Here is a 15,869-nt window from a genome sequence, read left to right on the forward strand (position 1 = left end):
GTATTATTAGAGGATTGAATAAAAAGCGATAGCGGTATTTATGAAAACTCCATGTATCGGTGTGTGTAAATTGAAAAATGGCATCTGTATAGGTTGTGGCAGAACAAAAACTGAAATTCAACAGTGGCCAGATTTAACCGAGGAACAACAAGCGATGAAGATCCTCCAAATTCGAAGGGCTAGATATACGCACACCTGCCCTCAGTGCCAACAACCAACTTACTGTGGGTGTAAAGCAGAAGATAAAACGTGTTGGTGTTTTGATCTTGATGTGAAAAAAATTGAGGCATGTAAACAGACATCTCATAACCAATGTCTATGCCGCCAGTGTTTAGCAAAGCGACCGTCACTATGAAAATAACCAAACGCCAAGCACAATTTTTAGACCAAACCCTTTCCCATTGGCATGAAAAAGGATTCATTGATGATGAACAAGCTAAACAGCTAGCTGTCAGTTATGAAATTATTGGTTTTGATTGGAAATTATTAGCTGTTTACTCATTTTGGATCGCAATTTCATGTTTTGTTATCTCTGTCGGTGTGCTTGTTGCAGATGATTATTTAATGTCATTAATCGCAAAAATTATTGATACGCCAGCCAGTATTCTTGCACTACTATCTGCGCTAATCGCTACTATGTTTTATGGATTTGGGATCCGCCGTCGTCGCCTTAATCCCAGTAAAAATATCAGTAATGAAGCTATCTTCTTTTTTGGGGTTCTCATGACGGCCGTTTCCTTCGGCTTTTTACATGAAACATCAACATTTAATCAGTGGAGTGATACTTGGTTTATTTTGGCTCCCACTCTTATTTATGGCTTACTGGGTCTTCAACTTAGATCCATACTTATCTGGTTATTCTTTCTCATTGGAGCTGGCTTATGGTTTTTACTCCAAACCGATCTATGGAGCAACTCTGAACACTACTTTTTAGGTACTAATATTCCATTACGATTCGTCTTTTTTGGTGCTGTTATACTTGCATTTGGTCATTGGCAAAAAGAACGCCAACCATATTTACAAGATTCCACCTTATTTATGGGTTTGCTGTACAGTTTCTTCGCTTTATGGCTCCTCTCGATTTTTGGTAACTACTCAGAAATCAACTTATGGCAAAAAACACCACAAATAGAGCTTATACAATGGGCAGCTTTCTCAATTTTTGGCTGTCTGGGCGCTATCTATTTCGGTATTAAACACAATCAAGTGTTATATCGCAGCTTTGGTATTACATTTTTACTGATTAACTTATACACCCGATTCTTTGAATACTTTTGGGATAGCATGCATAAAACCATTTTCTTTGCTCTACTCGCTATTAGTTTTTGGGCTCTAGGCAGTAAAGCCGAAAAGTTATACCCCAGCGATATAAACAAATAAGTCCCGTATTAATAACCTTTACCATAGAAACAACAAAGCCGTTGGTTTTATCTTCCCAACGGCTTTAATCTGCAGCCCTATCCATTATTGTGTATTCTCAAATATTAACGACCCGCTTTAAGCTCAAGATTATACAACTGAATTTCATGCATAACTCGTTCAGTTAAAATCTCACTCATTGTCTCTTGTACCGAGGCTTGCATTTCAGAAATAACAGGAAAAACATTCTGGTTCATTTCATCCAAGCACTCTTTCGATACTTTCATCCGCATATCAAATTCAAAAGCAGCCAACTCTAAAAAACGTTCCATTCGCTGAGTAATGGTTCGAGCCATCTCTACATCAGCTCCGAGATCAACCAGCTCTTGCTCTACCATCTTTTCAAGTTCAGTGGGTTCTCTGCGTGGTTCTTGCACAGGAAACTTTAATACATTAGACATAGCCCCCTCCAAATTGATTACTTTTTTTATCGCATTTCATTGCACCTTTTTTACAGTCACACTTTTATACTATGTTGATTTTTTGTTAATTTAAAGTTTTTATGTCAAAATATCGAGCAAGTAGAGCTAATTCACTAAAATCTGACGCAAAATCACACTATAAATATTAAGATAAACCAATAGCTTGTATTATTTGGAGATAAATATGAAAAAAGCGCCGTTAATTGCAACCCTTATTGCTGCAACAACTCTACTAAGTGGCTGTGGAGGTGATGAAGTGGGTGATGTTTCTTTAGGTGCTTTTACAACTAAAGACATCAAACTAAACTCTCTTGTAGACCCTGATGTTCCTGGAGTGACATGTCATATTGCTAGTATTGAAGCAAACTTAAGCCTAGCCGATCCATCAGACTCATCAATTTCTTGTCGTCAAACGGGCGAAATCACCCCCGAAATGATCGCTCAAATTGATAAATCAAAATCAGGGGAAGTTGTCTTTAAAAAATCTAAGAGTATCTTCTTTAAATCGATGAAAATTCGTCGAATATTTGATGCTGAACATCAGACTCTTATGTACTTAAGCTACTCAACTAAAGAGACTTCAGGCAGTTTTAAACACAGTTTATCGACTGTACCTCTTTGGGGAACAAAAGCCTATATTGCACCTGCGGTAACAGAGCATAGTAACTAAAAGAATAAACAAGGCGGTTTATCTTAGAATGATGAACCGCCCTATTTCCTATTAATGCTACACTTTAAATTGTCGAATTAATGTATCTAATTGCTCACACTTAGTTGCTAAGTCTTGAATAATATCGTGACACTGATTTGAACTAACAACTACATCTTGGCTATTATCAGCAATCTTTTGAATATTAAGATTAATATCCTCACTAACTTGGCTCTGTTGAGTAGCCGCTGTTGCTATTTGCAAATTCATTTCATTCACAACATTAATAGAATCAGTAATACTCTCTAGTGAACGATTAGCATTATTAGCTTGCTCAACAGTTGCAATACCACTTTGACTACTCAAAGACATTGCTTTCACTGCTTGATTTGCACCTTGCTGAAGACGCTCAATCATAATCTGGATCTCGCCAGTACTTTCCTGTGTTTTACTGGCTAAAGAGCGAACTTCATCAGCCACAACAGCAAAACCACGACCTTGCTCTCCTGCTCGAGCCGCTTCAATGGCAGCATTTAAAGCGAGCAGATTAGTTTGATCAGCAATGCCTCGAATAACATCAAGTATAGAGGCAATATTACTTACATCTCGTTCAAGATCACTAATCACAATACTTGAGGATTCAATCTCTTCAGAAAGTTGATTAATAGCAGCCACCGTTTGATGAAGTACAACTTTAGCAGCATTAGATTCATCAGAAACCAATTGGCTTGCTTGAGCCGCTTCACTTGCATGCTGGCTAACCGTATCACTTGTTGCACTCATCTCATTTACAGCAGTGGCGGCAAGTGCACTCTGTTCCTGCTGATCAACAACTCTTTCAACTACCGTTTGAGTCGTATCTTTGATTTGAACAGCTTGTGAACTAACCGTATTAATGGTTTGGTAAACTGCTTGAACTGTAACATGAATTTTATCAACGAATTGGTTGAATGATGTCGCTAACTGCCCTAATTCATCACTAGATTCTACAGGTACTCGTTGAGTTAGATCCCCATCACCTGTTGCAATATTTTCCATTGCAATACTCAAGCGCTGCATAGGAGCAAGCACCACTTGTCCAACACCTAATACAACAACTATAGCCAGCATCAATGCGAGAAAACCACCGATCTGAAGCGACAGTACCGCTTGACGAATATCAGATTCAATACTTTGACGAAGTTCAGTTAACGATGTCTCTATTTGTCCTCGAATACCTTTTAGTTGAGATCTTAACTGCTCAAACTCTCTATTCATTTGAGCATCATTCTCTCGACTATAGGATTCTGCCAACATAGGATTATCAGCCATATAAGAATAATGCTGGATCCAAGCTTCATAGGTTGAACGCAATTGTGATAATTGGCTTTGGGTCGAGGTTGGTAAGAACTTTGAATCAATTAGCTCTTGTACTGACATTAAACGAGGTAAAGCTTTACTGCCATTGTCCTCAAACTCAAATTGATGATATGCCAATAGTTTAGCATCACCTTTTGCCAGAATAATACCCTGACCAGCAGTCACAACTTGGTAGAGATCGCGATATCCATCTTCAAGTTTATCAAGAACCGGTTGGACCTCCGCTCTTTGTATTCGCTCAGACTCTGCAACATTACTAAAAACAACTAATGCAAAGCCAATAATCAATAGAAAAATACTAACAATAAACGCCATTGGAATAGCAAATTTCCAACGGAAAGATAAATTTTTAAACCACTGCATACATATATCACTTAAAAATAAATTCTCTGTTTTATCTGCAACAGAGAGATTAACTTAAAAGCAATTTTCAGCACCTATGAGTGATATCACAAAACATCTCGATAGTAATAATAAAAGAGTCAGTTACGACTCATGATATATACCCAAGTGACTTCAAGATGCAGGATTCAGAGCATTGTCACAGACACGCTCCCAAAGGGCGAGTTAATTTGCTTCACATACTGCGTTAACGATTTTTAATTTAGAGCCACTAGATCTTCAAATCGCGGCCTTGCCTGTAAACCAAATTATTCTCGCTGAACCTCGCATCTTGAGGTTACTTGGGTATAAACCTAAGCGCTCAATAATAGACATAAATATCATCTATATTATTTCTGTTAGACACAACCTATACGATTTTTGAACTGCACAAGTTTCAAATTTCCACCTAATTTGTGGACCAATTATTCACGATGAATCTAACACTACCCCAAAATAGCGTTCATAAAACAACAGAAATAGTTATAAAACGATCACATTTTTTGTGCAGGTATGCCCAACACCCGAGGAATAAGGTAGGATAAGAAAAAAATACAGAGTGTCTGAATTATGTACTTACAAACATTAGAAAAAGTCTTTGGATTTGCTCAACTGCGACAAGGGCAAGACGATGTGATTTCCCGAGTTTTAGATGGACATTCAAGTGCTGCCATCTTTCCGACAGGTTCAGGCAAATCTTTATGTTATCAACTACCAGCTTTGCTTCTCCCTCATCTTACTTTGGTCATTTCGCCGCTATTGGCACTAATGAAAGATCAAGTTGATTTCCTCCAAAGCAAAGGTATCGCAGCGGCATCAATTGACTCAAGCCAAACATGGGATGAAAGTCAAAATATCATGCAACAAGTTCGACAAGGTGATATCAAAATTTTAATGATTTCTGTTGAACGCTTAAAAAACGAACGATTTCGACAATTTATCTCACATGTTCCGATTTCATTACTGGTTATAGATGAAGCTCACTGTATTTCTGAATGGGGACATAATTTTCGTCCTGACTATTTGAAATTACCTGAATACCAAAAGGCACTCAATATTCCTCAAGTGCTACTATTAACAGCAACGGCAACACCTGCTGTTATCGATGATATGCAACTAAAATTTGGCATTGAAAAAGAGAATATTGTAGTAACAGGCTTTTATCGTCCTAATTTAGATCTCAATATTCTTACATCAGAAGAAGATGAAAAATTCTCAAGTTTGTTAAATCAAATTGCGAACGATCAAAATCAAGGGCCAACAATTATTTATGTTACTTTGCAAAATACCGCAGAATGGCTTGCTGAAGAACTCGAACGTCACCATATCCATGCACATGCTTACCATGCAGGCATGAGCAGTGAGCGACGTAATGATATTCAACAACAATTTATGCAGGGTAAAATTGACTGTATTGTTGCTACCATTGCTTTTGGCATGGGTATTGATAAATCAAATATTCGCCAAGTTATTCACTTTGATTTGCCGAAATCAATTGAAAACTACAGCCAAGAGATTGGCCGAGCAGGACGTGATGGTCAGCAGTCAACCTGCACTGTTATTGCGAATAAATCGGGCCTAAATGTTTTGGAAAACTTTATCTATGGCGATACTCCAGAACAAAGTGCCATCATTAAAGTGTTAAGCGAAATAGCACAGGCAGAGCAGCATTGGGAAGTGATGATCAACCGTCTATCGAGAGATAGTAATATTCGATTATTGCCATTAAAGACGCTACTCGTTTATCTAGAAATTCGTAATATTATCGAGCCCGTATACAGTTATTACGCTGAGTATCGCTTTAAATTCAACATTCCAGTCAATGATATCTTGCAACATTTTGAAGGCGAACGTTTACAGTTTTTACAAGCCATATTCTCATGTTCGCCTAAAGCAAAAGTATGGCATACACTAGATTTTACTGCGTTATGGCAACTCTATCAGTGTGAAAGACAACGCGTTGTGGCTGCGATGGATTATCTTGCACAAAAAGGTTGGTTGACCCTAGAAAGTAAGCAAATGACCGACGTGTATAAAATCACACACAGCTCATTTAACATAGAAGATGAAGCCAAGGCCTTGTATGACCTTTTTCATAATAAAGAAAATAATGAGATCAACCGCATTGATGAAATGATAGGATTTTTCGAAAGCAAAGAGTGTCTAAGCTATAAACTTGCTCAATACTTCGGTGACGAAAACGCTCCTAAGCAGTGTCATCACTGTTCCGTATGTAGGGGGAAAACCGCAACTTTGCCCGCAATCGTGTTAGCGGAACCGATAGATAATCGAAAAATAACGCAATGGTGTGATGAATTTATAGCCAAATGTAATGAACAACCAGAAGCCAGTGTTTTAAGTCGCTTTTTAACCGGAATGGCTTCTCCGATCCACACGACGATAAAAGCCAAAAGTCTAAAAGGCTTTGCCCAATTAGAGCATTACCCGTACAAAGATGTACTTGAACATGTTAAGCAATGTTATGGATAAATTAGACAAAAAAACATCATTCAGTATTACTAAACTGAGTTTTCATCATTTATGAATAGCGTTCTAATCAGCTACGTTCTAAAATACTCGCAAATATTAAATGGGGATTAAAGTCATGACTCAAGACGTTCAAGAATATCAAACTTGTGAAGCGTGCGGCGTTTCAGCTGAAATGGGCTTTATCATCAAAGAAAATGATGATGTAGCAGACGTTACTATTTTTGCTAATGGTAAAGCGGCTCTTGAAGCTGAATTAGCTAACTACCTAGCACTAGCTAAAGAAGTAAATGAAAACTTCAAGTTTGAAGTTAGTCCAATTGAAGAAAATAGCACTGAGCTTACAGCTCGCATCCAATTTGAATGTAGTGCAGAAAAACTAATCTTTGAATTGCGTAGTCGCTCAATCGCAAAATAAGATCTCTTCTGGCCTCTCCTTCCTTGAGGGGCCAATGACATATCTACTCAATTATTCCTTTCAATTCTTGTTACACTTTTTTAGAAATAAATCACTATATAACTAGAATAATATGGTAAATAACCATAACATATGAAACACATTGTTTAAGTGAGGCAAGGATTGGTCATGCAACAGAATAAAGCTCGTGTTATCTCAAACTGGAAACCAACAAATCAGCGAGAAGCTGCAGCAATGAAAGAGCTGCTTATGCAAGAAATGGGCGTTACTGAACGAGTACACCCCGGCGGCACCGGGAAACTCGCGCAAAATAATGGAAGGTTGATTAGATAATATAAGGGGGACTACTTCCCCCTTATAACTTTCTTTATTTTATTATTTTATAATTTGGAGATTGGTAAGGATCTTTTGGCTTATTAAATAGTCCTCTTAACAATCCAGCAGAAAAGAACATCATATTAATTACACTTTGAGTAGCATCTTTTATCGATTTATTTTTAACTACTTTTATTCCCCAAAACGATAATATTGGTATTAAAGAAAAAATAAATAACTTTATATCCAAGCTCATTATTGAAAGTGCGACTAGTATTAGGTAAGCCGCAAAGATAGCTTCATTTTTAATAGTCTTTAATGCTTGTTTAAAATATGGTTTACCCCAGGCGCTTCTAACTAACTCGCCAGATGAAAACAGATAACCATTTTTCCAGCGATATTTTAACATTTCCAAGGAAGGCATATCATAAGATGTATGCTTAAAATATGGAATTGATAATCGATGCAGCTTATATCCAGCATCGATTAATCGCATACCCAACTCAGATTCCTCATAAGCATGAAGATTTCTATTAGTTAAATAGCCTAACTGATCAATAGCCGATTTTCGATATAAGCCTCCACCGCCTAAATGATCGCAATCCCCAAGAGGATAAATTTGATGAATCCTTTGCTTTCGGGCCCTAAATTCATAACTTTCTACATCATCCATTTCAACCATACCAGCAACGCCAGCATAATCCTGATTATCTTGCAGAAACTGAACAGCTTCATGAATGAATCCATCTTCTAGCTCCATATCGCCATCAAGCAGCAATAAATAGTCACCCTCACTCAGTAAATAACCTAATTGATGACCTACACCACAGCAGCGATCACTAGGATCAACCAGAGAAATAACCTCAACATTATTTGACTGAGCAATTTTTTGAGTATCATCTGTTGATAAGCTATCTGCGACTATAATTTTATGAGGATAATTACTCATATGCTTACGTATACTACATATGGTCTTTTCGATACCCTCTTGCTCGTTATACGTTTTTATAATAACTGAAATAAAGATCTCATCACTCATAATTAGCCTTTAAATAAATACTATTTAACAATATGCCATGTAATCTATGGCTAATATGCAGTCTCACCAACAAATCCTTTAAACACCGTCATAAATATAATTTTCAGATCTAAGAATAAACTCCAAGACTGTATATAGCGGATATCGTAATGCACACGCATTTCCATTTTATCTAAAGTATCTGTTTCACCTCGATAACCATTAACTTGAGCAAGTCCTGTGATACCAGGTTTTACTTTGTGACGAATCATATAGTTATCAACTAAAACACGATACTCTTCATTATGAGCAACAGCATGAGGTCGAGGACCTACAATTGACATTGAACCTTGGAGCACATTAAAAAATTGTGGAAGTTCATCTAGTGACGTACGCCGGATAAATGCGCCAAATTTGGTAACTCGAGGATCGTTCTTGGTAGCTTGAGTAACAACTGCATCATTCTCCATCACTTTCATAGAGCGGAATTTCCATACTTTTATGCATTTACCCCCTAAACCATATCGATCTTGTTTAAACAAAATCGGGCCTGGAGAGCTCAGCTTAACACCAATAGCAACTGCGATAAGTACTGGAGAAATCATTAACGTAATCAAACCACCAATAATAATATCTTCTATACGTTTAATGACATCCCCCAATCCATCGAGAGGAGATGCAAACACACTCAATGTTTGGACACCATCAATTTCTCGGATCTGATTAATTGCATTATTATAGGTATATAAATCTGGAACAATATATGTCTCAACCGTTGTATCCGATAACAACCTTAAAAAATATTGAATTCGATCTCGAGCAACCATGGGTAAAGCAACATAAACTTCGTCAATATCACCTTGCTTTGCTTTTTGTAATAAAGTGTCAACTTTTCCCTTAAAAGAAGCTTTCGTCATATAGCCAAAACGAGACTCATCACGATCGTCATAATACTCAATAGTAAAATTTTGACCTTTTAATTCCTTTCTTAGAGCTGCTTCAACCGCAATACCACCGCTAGTCAAACCAATAATAGCGATCTTTTTTACCGCCATCTTTTTCCAACATGATTGGATAACAAAAACAACAGTAGTACGAAATAGTAAAAGAAAAGTTAAGGATAAAGCGAACCAACCATGAACCATCAGTTGACGTAAATTCGAGTACTCCATACCTTCAAGAGACATTAACTGGTTACGGAGAATTAACCATGCAACCGTAGTTAAAACAAAAGTTAATGTACATTTTATGAGGCTTTTCGATATATTTAATCTGACATTTTTCTTGTAGAGAGAACAATACTCTCCAATCAATATAAATATAACAGAAAATAAGAAACCTGCTGCAAAATCAACTACAGTTTCATTTTTTACTTGTCCCTGAATTAAGAGAGATAACACTAAGTTAATGATGATAAAGTCACATGCTTTTAATAATATATTGTACCCATCATCGACTATCATTAGAGATTGTCTTTTCATTGTCAAATACACACCCTACGGTTAGATCGCGCAACCATTTTTGATATTTATAGTAACTATTCTTTTATTAAACAAACATATTATTTCTAGTTAATTATAATGTTATTACCATCATTGAATGTCAAAAAATTGTCACCAAATAAATAAAGTCAAAACTTTATGATAAATAGCCACCAATCATTCACCAAAGGTATGCTTTCATATGAATAGGTCTGATTTTGATTATATCTATCTTTTCTTATGCATATAATTCAAAGCCAATCATCATACAATATTGGTTTATTTGAACTTTCATCACCGAACATGGTCATAACTACCAGTATTAAATTCATATAATTACAGATAAATTAATATGTTAAACAATAGCTTCCAGAAAATTAACAATTACTTAAAATCACAAGTTATTGGCCAACCAGAGCTTGTTGAACAGCTTCTTATCGCTTTACTTGCCGATGGACATATTCTTGTTGAAGGTCCTCCAGGCCTAGCTAAAACACGAGCAGTTAAGGTGCTATCAGATTGTATTGAAGGGCAATTTCACCGTATCCAATTTACACCAGACTTACTACCTGCTGATTTAACTGGCACAGATATCTTCCGTCCAGAAACAGGGGAATTTAGTTTTCAAGCCGGTCCTATCTTTAACTCATTAATCCTAGCTGATGAGATAAACCGAGCTCCGGCCAAAGTTCAGGCAGCAATGCTTGAAGCCATGGCGGAGAAACAAATTACTGCAGGCCGTAAAACCTACCCTCTTCCAGAGCTATTTCTGGTGATGGCGACACAAAACCCCATAGAACAAGAAGGTACCTACCCATTACCGGAAGCTCAGCTTGATCGCTTTTTACTGCAACTAATGGTCGACTACCCCAATGCAGATAGTGAATTAGAAATATTACGGCTAAATCGTGGTGAAGCTCTGGGTAATAAAGTAGCCGAAGCCGTAACCATTAGCCAAGAAGAGATTTTTGAAGCGCGTAAGCAAGTACTTACCATTTATATGGCAGAAGATGTTGAGCAATATATCATCCGAATCGTCATGGCGACTCGCCAACCAGAAAAATACAGTGATACTTTAGCTAGTTGGTTACAAATGGGGGTTAGTCCTCGTGCGACTTTAGCACTTGATCGTTGCGCTCGAGCACACGCCTGGCTGCAAGGACGTGATTTTGTAACACCTGAAGATGTTCAAACGATGGCATTTCCTGTACTTCGTCACCGCTTATTACTCAGCTACGAGGCACAAGCTGAAGGTATTGCTAGTGATCGTGTTATTGAACACTTACTTGAGCAGGTTGCAAGTGTATGAATCAAACAGCAATGAGTGCTTTATTACCCGCTTATAGTGATGGTGTAACACTCTGTTTGGCTGAACTTCTACAATATAAAAACCAAACTGTGCGTTGGTTACCCCCAGCACACAGTATTTGGTCACAGCTAAACGGACAGCATGTTAGCCGCCATAAAGGGCGAGGTATGAACTTTGCCGAAGTACGTCCTTACCAACCAGGCGACGATATTCGCTCTATCGACTGGCGTGTAACTGCGCGTACTGGTAAAGCACATACAAAACTGTTTACTGAAGAACGTGAACAACCAGTGATGATGCTTATTGATCTGAGTTCTAACATGCAATTTGGTTCTCAATTGTTACTAAAGTCAGTACAAGCTGCTCATTTCAGTAGTTTAATCAGTTGGTTAACTGTCACTGAAAAAGACCGAATTGGAGCTATTATCTATAACGGTCACAGTTTAGTTGAGTGCAAACCTACGGCTCGTCAACAAGGTCCACTTCGATTAATTAATGCGTTAATCGCTTCACATAAAGAATCACTAGAACACATTCAAAAACCGAATCTAGTTTCTTTTGCTGAAGCCTTAAAGCATCTCCATTACCTATGCCCAAAAGGTAGTGATATTATTGTCATCAGTGATTTCTATCATTTATACAATCAAGATAAGCAACGCTTAACCCAGCTACGTCATCATAATCGAATGCAATTTGTTCAGATTTATGACCCTTTAGAGCAAGGTCAGACACAGTATCGTGGTCGAGAATATGTAACCGATAATAAACGTTCCGCTTGGCTTGATTTTTCATCAAAAAAGACGCGTCAAGCAATTGAACAGAGTTATTATCAACATCAAGAGTTTATTGAACATTTGGCAAAATCGTTGGCTATTCCACTGCATAAACTATCGGCAGCAAAAACACTTACACACCAACTAACTCAAATGGGAGGCAGAAAGTGACAACAAAACCTGAACTACTGCCATTAGCTGATGTTCATGTACAAGCAGTGCCTAGTTACTGGCCTCTTGCTTGGGGATGGTGGGCCGTCATTGTTGCTATTTTATGTCTTATTGTTTTGTTTGTTATAAGTACGCGACACCATAAACAAAATAATTTAGCTAAAAATGAAGCGTTAAATAGGCTAAAACAACTTAAGTCAACTCGAGACATATCTGCTCTCAATGCCTTACTTAAGCAAGTTGCCTTGACCTATTTCCCAAGAGAAGAAGTAGCAAAGTTAACCGGAAAACACTGGATGACGTTTCTCGACTCATCGCTTGATGAAAAGAAACAAGGGTTTGTCGCTTTAGAAAAGCAGTGGCAATCAGGCCTTTTTTCTAATGCAAAAATGGATGATGAAACTTTTGATCGTTGCTATAAACAAGCACATTGTTGGCTTAAAAAAGTATCATCTCAATCCGTAAGAAATAAAGAGTAATTAACCATGTTTGAATTTGCTTGGCTTTGGGCGTGGCTTTTACTTCCCCTAGCCTATTTGGTTTATCGTTTTAGTAAACCAGTAACTGAACCTGCTGCAATTCATCTGCCTATTTTGCCTGATAATATTGGTAGCTCGCAGCCTAAGAATCGACTTAAGCAAATACTTATGGCTCTGTTATGGGTATCTCTTGTATGTGCCCTTGCAAGACCTGTTTGGTATGGAGATCCTATTGAGATCAAACCCGATCACAGGGATATGATGCTTGCTGTTGACTTATCAGGTTCAATGGCAATCAAAGATATGCAAACTCAATCAGGCCAATCGATTGATCGTTTGACCGCCATCAAACATGTGCTATCGGACTTTATTGAAAAACGTAAAGGTGACCGTCTGGGGTTAGTCCTATTTGGCGATCATGCCTATTTGCAAACGCCATTAACATTTGACCGTCATACTGTTGAACAGCAATTGGACAGAACCGTCTTGGGTCTTGTTGGACAAAGTACGGCTATTGGTGAAGGATTAGGAATTGCAACTAAAACCTTTATAAAAAGCAAAGCACCTCAACGTGTGATTATTTTATTAAGTGATGGTGCTAATACAGCAGGGGTCATTGATCCTCTAGAAGCAGCTAAATTAGCAAAAGAAAGTGGCGTAACAATCTATACTGTCGGCATTGGTGCTGATGAAATGTTACAACGTAGCATTTTTGGCGTTCAAAAAGTCAATCCGTCGCAAGATCTTGATGAGAAAACACTGACTAAGATAGCCCAAATGACTGGAGGTAAGTACTTCCGAGCACGTAATCCACAAGAGCTAGACAAAATTTATCAGATTATTAACCAATTAGAGCCAGTTAATAACGCACAACAGACATGGCGTCCAAGAGATGAACTTTTCCGTTATCCTCTTACTGTCGCACTCGTGTTATCTCTAATTATTGCAATACTAAGGAAACGTAATGGCTGATTTTACTTTTATCCACCCAATGTGGTTAATTGCAATCGTACCTTTGCTTTTACTTTTGCCTTGGCTAAAAGGTAAGTCGCAATCAAGTTCACTAATTGCTCCACATATCGCAGCAAAACTTGGACTTAGCCAGCCACAACATAAAACATGGCCTCTATATCTATTAGGTCTTGCTTGGATCCTTGCTGTTATTGCCTTAGCTGGGCCAAGTTGGGAGAAAACAAAACTACCAGCCTACTCTCTTTCTGGCGCTCGTGTACTTGTAATGGATATGTCCAAATCTATGTATGCAACCGATATTGCGCCTAATCGACTCACGCAAGCTCGATTTAAAGCATTAGATATGTTACCTGGTTGGAAAGAAGGAAGTACTGGCCTTGTAACTTATGCAGGTGATGGCTACACCATAAGTCCACTTACTGATGATAGCAGTACTCTTGCTAACTTAATTCCAAGTTTATCACCTAAAATTATGCCGATTCCAGGAAGTAATGCTGCATCAGGTATTAGACAAGCTATTGATTTACTTAAACAAGCAGGAGATACCAACGGCGATATTATATTAATCACAGACGGTATGACAGAAAAAGAGTCACAAGAGTCTCTAGCAGAGTTGAAAAATACGCATTATCGAGTATCTATTCTTGCTATAGGTACAGAGCAAGGTGCTCCAATTGAGATGCCTGACGGTCGACTATTAACTCAAAATGGTCAAACGGTAATAGCAAAAGTCGACCCTAACACCTTGTCAGCCATTACATCAAAAACTGGTGGGCTATTACAGTTTTCTCAAGCGGACAACCAAGGTGTCAATAATATTGTTAAGTTTACAGCAAAGCCTCGTAATCAACTTGAACAAGGTAAACAAAAAGAACTTAAAGAGCGTCTAAATAATGGTTTTTGGTTGCTATTACCACTAATTTTACTTGCATTACTTGGTTTTAGACGAGGTATTGTACTTGCAGCATTAATGGTCTTTATGCCCTTAGATTATGCCCATGCAAGCCCTTGGAAAAATCAGGATCAGCGGGGTTATGATAACTACCAGCAAGGACAATATACTGATGCAATTAAAGACTTTTCATCACCAGCATGGAAAGGTATTGCTCAATATAAAGCAGGGCAATTTCATCAAGCGATTAAAACATTAGAGCCATTAAAAGACACAACATCTCGCTATAACCTTGGTAATGCTTATGCTCAATCAGGCCAATATGAGAAGGCCATTAATACTTATGATGAAGTATTAAAACAAGAGCCTACAAATACAGATGCTAAAAAGAATCTAGAAATCGTAAAAAAAGCATTAGAAAAGCAGCAGCAAAACCAGCAAAACCAGCAAAACCAGCAAAACAAACAGGATCAGTCAAAAAAACAAGATAAGCAACAATCGCAGAATCAGCAGAATCAGCAGAATCAGCAGAATCAGCAGAATCAGCAGAATCAGCAGAATCAGCAGAATCAGCAGAATCAGCAGAATCAGCAGAATCAGCAGAATCAGCAGAATCAGCAGAATCAGCAGAATCAGCAGAATCAGCAGAATCAGCAGAATCAGCAGAATCAGCAGAATGATTCTCAAAAGAACCAACAAAAACAAGACTCTAATGAACAAAAAGAGAACAAAAAACAAAACTCTCAATCATCAGAGCAATCTAAGCAAGAGAACAATAAACAGCAACAGCAACAGCAACAGCAACAGCAACAGCAACAGCAACAGCAACAGCAACAGCAACAGCAACAGCAACAGCAACAGCAACAGCAACAGCAACAGCAACAGCAACAGCAACAGCAACAGCAACAGCAACAGCAACAGCAACAGCAACAGCAACAGCAACAGCAACAGCAACAGCAACAGCAACAGCAACAGCAACAGCAACAGCAACAGCAACAGCAACAGCAACAGCAACAGCAACAGCAACAGCAACAGCAACAGCAACAGCAACAGCAACAGCAACAGCAACAGCAACAGCAGGCTGAAGCTAAAACGGATGAAAGTAAAGAGAAAAAAGGTAATAACAAAGAAAAAGAGTTAGCCGTCACTCCTAGCCAAGAAGGCAAAAAACCGGGAGAAGCGACTGTTACACAAAGTAACCCTATATTAAAAAAACTTGAGCAGATTCCTGATGATACAAGTGAATTAATTCGAGCTCAGATGATCTTACAAGCACGACAGCGAGCTCAACAGCAGCAAGAAACAGAGAACTCATGGTAATAAA

15 protein-coding genes are annotated in these 15,869 nt (G+C 38.0%); 11 read left to right on the forward strand and 4 right to left on the reverse strand.

Features of this window, described 5'->3' with window-relative positions:
* The first annotated feature begins 40 nt into the window (after nucleotides 1–40).
* Nucleotides 41–355 (forward strand): DUF1289 domain-containing protein, encoded by a 315-nt coding sequence (locus WAX86_RS20305; protein WP_376788116.1) that lies wholly within the window; start codon nucleotides 41–43, stop codon nucleotides 353–355.
* Nucleotides 352–1,380 carry a hypothetical protein gene (locus WAX86_RS18050; protein ID WP_238071312.1) on the forward strand — a complete coding sequence of 343 codons (1,029 nt, stop codon included), beginning with the start codon at nucleotides 352–354 and terminating at the stop codon, nucleotides 1,378–1,380. Before WAX86_RS20305 ends, WAX86_RS18050 begins: the two co-directional genes overlap by 4 nt.
* A 104-nt stretch (nucleotides 1,381–1,484) precedes the next feature.
* On the opposite strand, the gene WAX86_RS18055 is transcribed toward WAX86_RS18050, so the two are convergent.
* Nucleotides 1,485–1,820, reverse strand: coding sequence for a hypothetical protein (locus WAX86_RS18055; RefSeq protein WP_036765788.1), 336 nt, complete (start codon nucleotides 1,818–1,820; stop codon nucleotides 1,485–1,487).
* 205 nt (nucleotides 1,821–2,025) lie between these two features.
* Between WAX86_RS18055 and WAX86_RS18060 the strand changes: the two genes are divergently transcribed.
* Nucleotides 2,026–2,511: a CreA family protein gene (locus tag WAX86_RS18060; protein ID WP_036765789.1), complete on the forward strand. Its 486-nt coding sequence runs from the start codon at nucleotides 2,026–2,028 to the stop codon at nucleotides 2,509–2,511.
* Nucleotides 2,512–2,568: 57 nt separating this feature from the next.
* Here the strand turns inward: WAX86_RS18060 and WAX86_RS18065 are convergent, their stop codons facing one another.
* Complete coding sequence (locus WAX86_RS18065; RefSeq protein ID WP_341489431.1) at nucleotides 2,569–4,212, reverse strand: methyl-accepting chemotaxis protein; 1,644 nt, start codon at nucleotides 4,210–4,212, stop codon at nucleotides 2,569–2,571.
* Between the two features lie 588 nt (nucleotides 4,213–4,800).
* Between WAX86_RS18065 and WAX86_RS18070 the strand changes: the two genes are divergently transcribed.
* From WAX86_RS18070 to WAX86_RS18080, 3 genes are all read left to right on the forward strand, one after another.
* Complete coding sequence (locus tag WAX86_RS18070; protein WP_005305666.1) at nucleotides 4,801–6,720, forward strand: ATP-dependent DNA helicase RecQ; 1,920 nt, start codon at nucleotides 4,801–4,803, stop codon at nucleotides 6,718–6,720.
* Between the two features lie 115 nt (nucleotides 6,721–6,835).
* On the forward strand, nucleotides 6,836–7,135 hold the full coding sequence (locus WAX86_RS18075) for a YfcZ/YiiS family protein (RefSeq protein WP_005305780.1): 300 nt from the start codon (nucleotides 6,836–6,838) through the stop codon (nucleotides 7,133–7,135).
* A 168-nt stretch (nucleotides 7,136–7,303) separates the two neighbouring features.
* Nucleotides 7,304–7,468, forward strand: coding sequence for a hypothetical protein (locus WAX86_RS18080; protein WP_005305783.1), 165 nt, complete (start codon nucleotides 7,304–7,306; stop codon nucleotides 7,466–7,468).
* A gap of 34 nt (nucleotides 7,469–7,502) precedes the next feature.
* Here the strand turns inward: WAX86_RS18080 and WAX86_RS18085 are convergent, their stop codons facing one another.
* Complete coding sequence (locus WAX86_RS18085; RefSeq protein WP_252689150.1) at nucleotides 7,503–8,489, reverse strand: glycosyltransferase family 2 protein; 987 nt, start codon at nucleotides 8,487–8,489, stop codon at nucleotides 7,503–7,505.
* Between the two features lie 50 nt (nucleotides 8,490–8,539).
* Nucleotides 8,540–9,949: an undecaprenyl-phosphate glucose phosphotransferase gene (locus tag WAX86_RS18090; protein ID WP_341489432.1), complete on the reverse strand. Its 1,410-nt coding sequence runs from the start codon at nucleotides 9,947–9,949 to the stop codon at nucleotides 8,540–8,542.
* A 352-nt stretch (nucleotides 9,950–10,301) separates the two neighbouring features.
* Here WAX86_RS18090 and WAX86_RS18095 point away from each other — a divergent pair, with 352 nt between their 5' ends.
* The 5 genes from WAX86_RS18095 to WAX86_RS18115 are packed head-to-tail and all read left to right on the forward strand — an operon-like array spanning nucleotide 10,302 to nucleotide 15,865.
* Nucleotides 10,302–11,258, forward strand: coding sequence for a MoxR family ATPase (locus WAX86_RS18095; RefSeq protein ID WP_341489433.1), 957 nt, complete (start codon nucleotides 10,302–10,304; stop codon nucleotides 11,256–11,258).
* Nucleotides 11,255–12,202: a DUF58 domain-containing protein gene (locus tag WAX86_RS18100; RefSeq protein ID WP_065170902.1), complete on the forward strand. Its 948-nt coding sequence runs from the start codon at nucleotides 11,255–11,257 to the stop codon at nucleotides 12,200–12,202. The genes WAX86_RS18095 and WAX86_RS18100 overlap by 4 nt, the downstream gene beginning before the upstream one ends.
* Nucleotides 12,199–12,681, forward strand: coding sequence for a DUF4381 domain-containing protein (locus WAX86_RS18105; protein WP_044179514.1), 483 nt, complete (start codon nucleotides 12,199–12,201; stop codon nucleotides 12,679–12,681). Before WAX86_RS18100 ends, WAX86_RS18105 begins: the two co-directional genes overlap by 4 nt.
* Before the next feature lie 6 nt (nucleotides 12,682–12,687).
* Entirely contained in the window at nucleotides 12,688–13,653 is a 966-nt protein-coding gene (locus tag WAX86_RS18110; RefSeq protein WP_065170901.1) for a VWA domain-containing protein, read from the forward strand.
* Nucleotides 13,646–15,865: a VWA domain-containing protein gene (locus WAX86_RS18115; RefSeq protein WP_341489434.1), complete on the forward strand. Its 2,220-nt coding sequence runs from the start codon at nucleotides 13,646–13,648 to the stop codon at nucleotides 15,863–15,865. The genes WAX86_RS18110 and WAX86_RS18115 overlap by 8 nt, the downstream gene beginning before the upstream one ends.
* Nucleotides 15,866–15,869 lie beyond the last annotated feature (4 nt).

It is taken from the genome of Photobacterium damselae subsp. damselae (genome assembly GCF_038086725.1).
GTDB lineage: Bacteria > Pseudomonadota > Gammaproteobacteria > Enterobacterales > Vibrionaceae > Photobacterium > Photobacterium damselae.

What these genes read in the sequence shown, in the direction of transcription:
- WAX86_RS18115 (WP_341489434.1), top strand. Translation starts at nt 13,646, where the DNA reads ATGGCTGATTTTACTTTTATCCACCCAATGTGGTTAATTGCAATCGTA.
- WAX86_RS18070 (WP_005305666.1), top strand. Translation starts at nt 4,801, where the DNA reads ATGTACTTACAAACATTAGAAAAAGTCTTTGGATTTGCTCAACTGCGA.
- WAX86_RS18050 (WP_238071312.1), top strand. Translation starts at nt 352, where the DNA reads ATGAAAATAACCAAACGCCAAGCACAATTTTTAGACCAAACCCTTTCC.
- WAX86_RS18110 (WP_065170901.1), top strand. Translation starts at nt 12,688, where the DNA reads ATGTTTGAATTTGCTTGGCTTTGGGCGTGGCTTTTACTTCCCCTAGCC.
- WAX86_RS18055 (WP_036765788.1), bottom strand. Translation starts at nt 1,820, where the DNA reads ATGTCTAATGTATTAAAGTTTCCTGTGCAAGAACCACGCAGAGAACCC.
- WAX86_RS18100 (WP_065170902.1), top strand. Translation starts at nt 11,255, where the DNA reads ATGAATCAAACAGCAATGAGTGCTTTATTACCCGCTTATAGTGATGGT.
- WAX86_RS18065 (WP_341489431.1), bottom strand. Translation starts at nt 4,212, where the DNA reads ATGCAGTGGTTTAAAAATTTATCTTTCCGTTGGAAATTTGCTATTCCA.
- WAX86_RS18080 (WP_005305783.1), top strand. Translation starts at nt 7,304, where the DNA reads ATGCAACAGAATAAAGCTCGTGTTATCTCAAACTGGAAACCAACAAAT.
- WAX86_RS18085 (WP_252689150.1), bottom strand. Translation starts at nt 8,489, where the DNA reads ATGAGTGATGAGATCTTTATTTCAGTTATTATAAAAACGTATAACGAG.
- WAX86_RS20305 (WP_376788116.1), top strand. Translation starts at nt 41, where the DNA reads ATGAAAACTCCATGTATCGGTGTGTGTAAATTGAAAAATGGCATCTGT.
- WAX86_RS18075 (WP_005305780.1), top strand. Translation starts at nt 6,836, where the DNA reads ATGACTCAAGACGTTCAAGAATATCAAACTTGTGAAGCGTGCGGCGTT.
- WAX86_RS18095 (WP_341489433.1), top strand. Translation starts at nt 10,302, where the DNA reads ATGTTAAACAATAGCTTCCAGAAAATTAACAATTACTTAAAATCACAA.
- WAX86_RS18090 (WP_341489432.1), bottom strand. Translation starts at nt 9,949, where the DNA reads ATGAAAAGACAATCTCTAATGATAGTCGATGATGGGTACAATATATTA.
- WAX86_RS18060 (WP_036765789.1), top strand. Translation starts at nt 2,026, where the DNA reads ATGAAAAAAGCGCCGTTAATTGCAACCCTTATTGCTGCAACAACTCTA.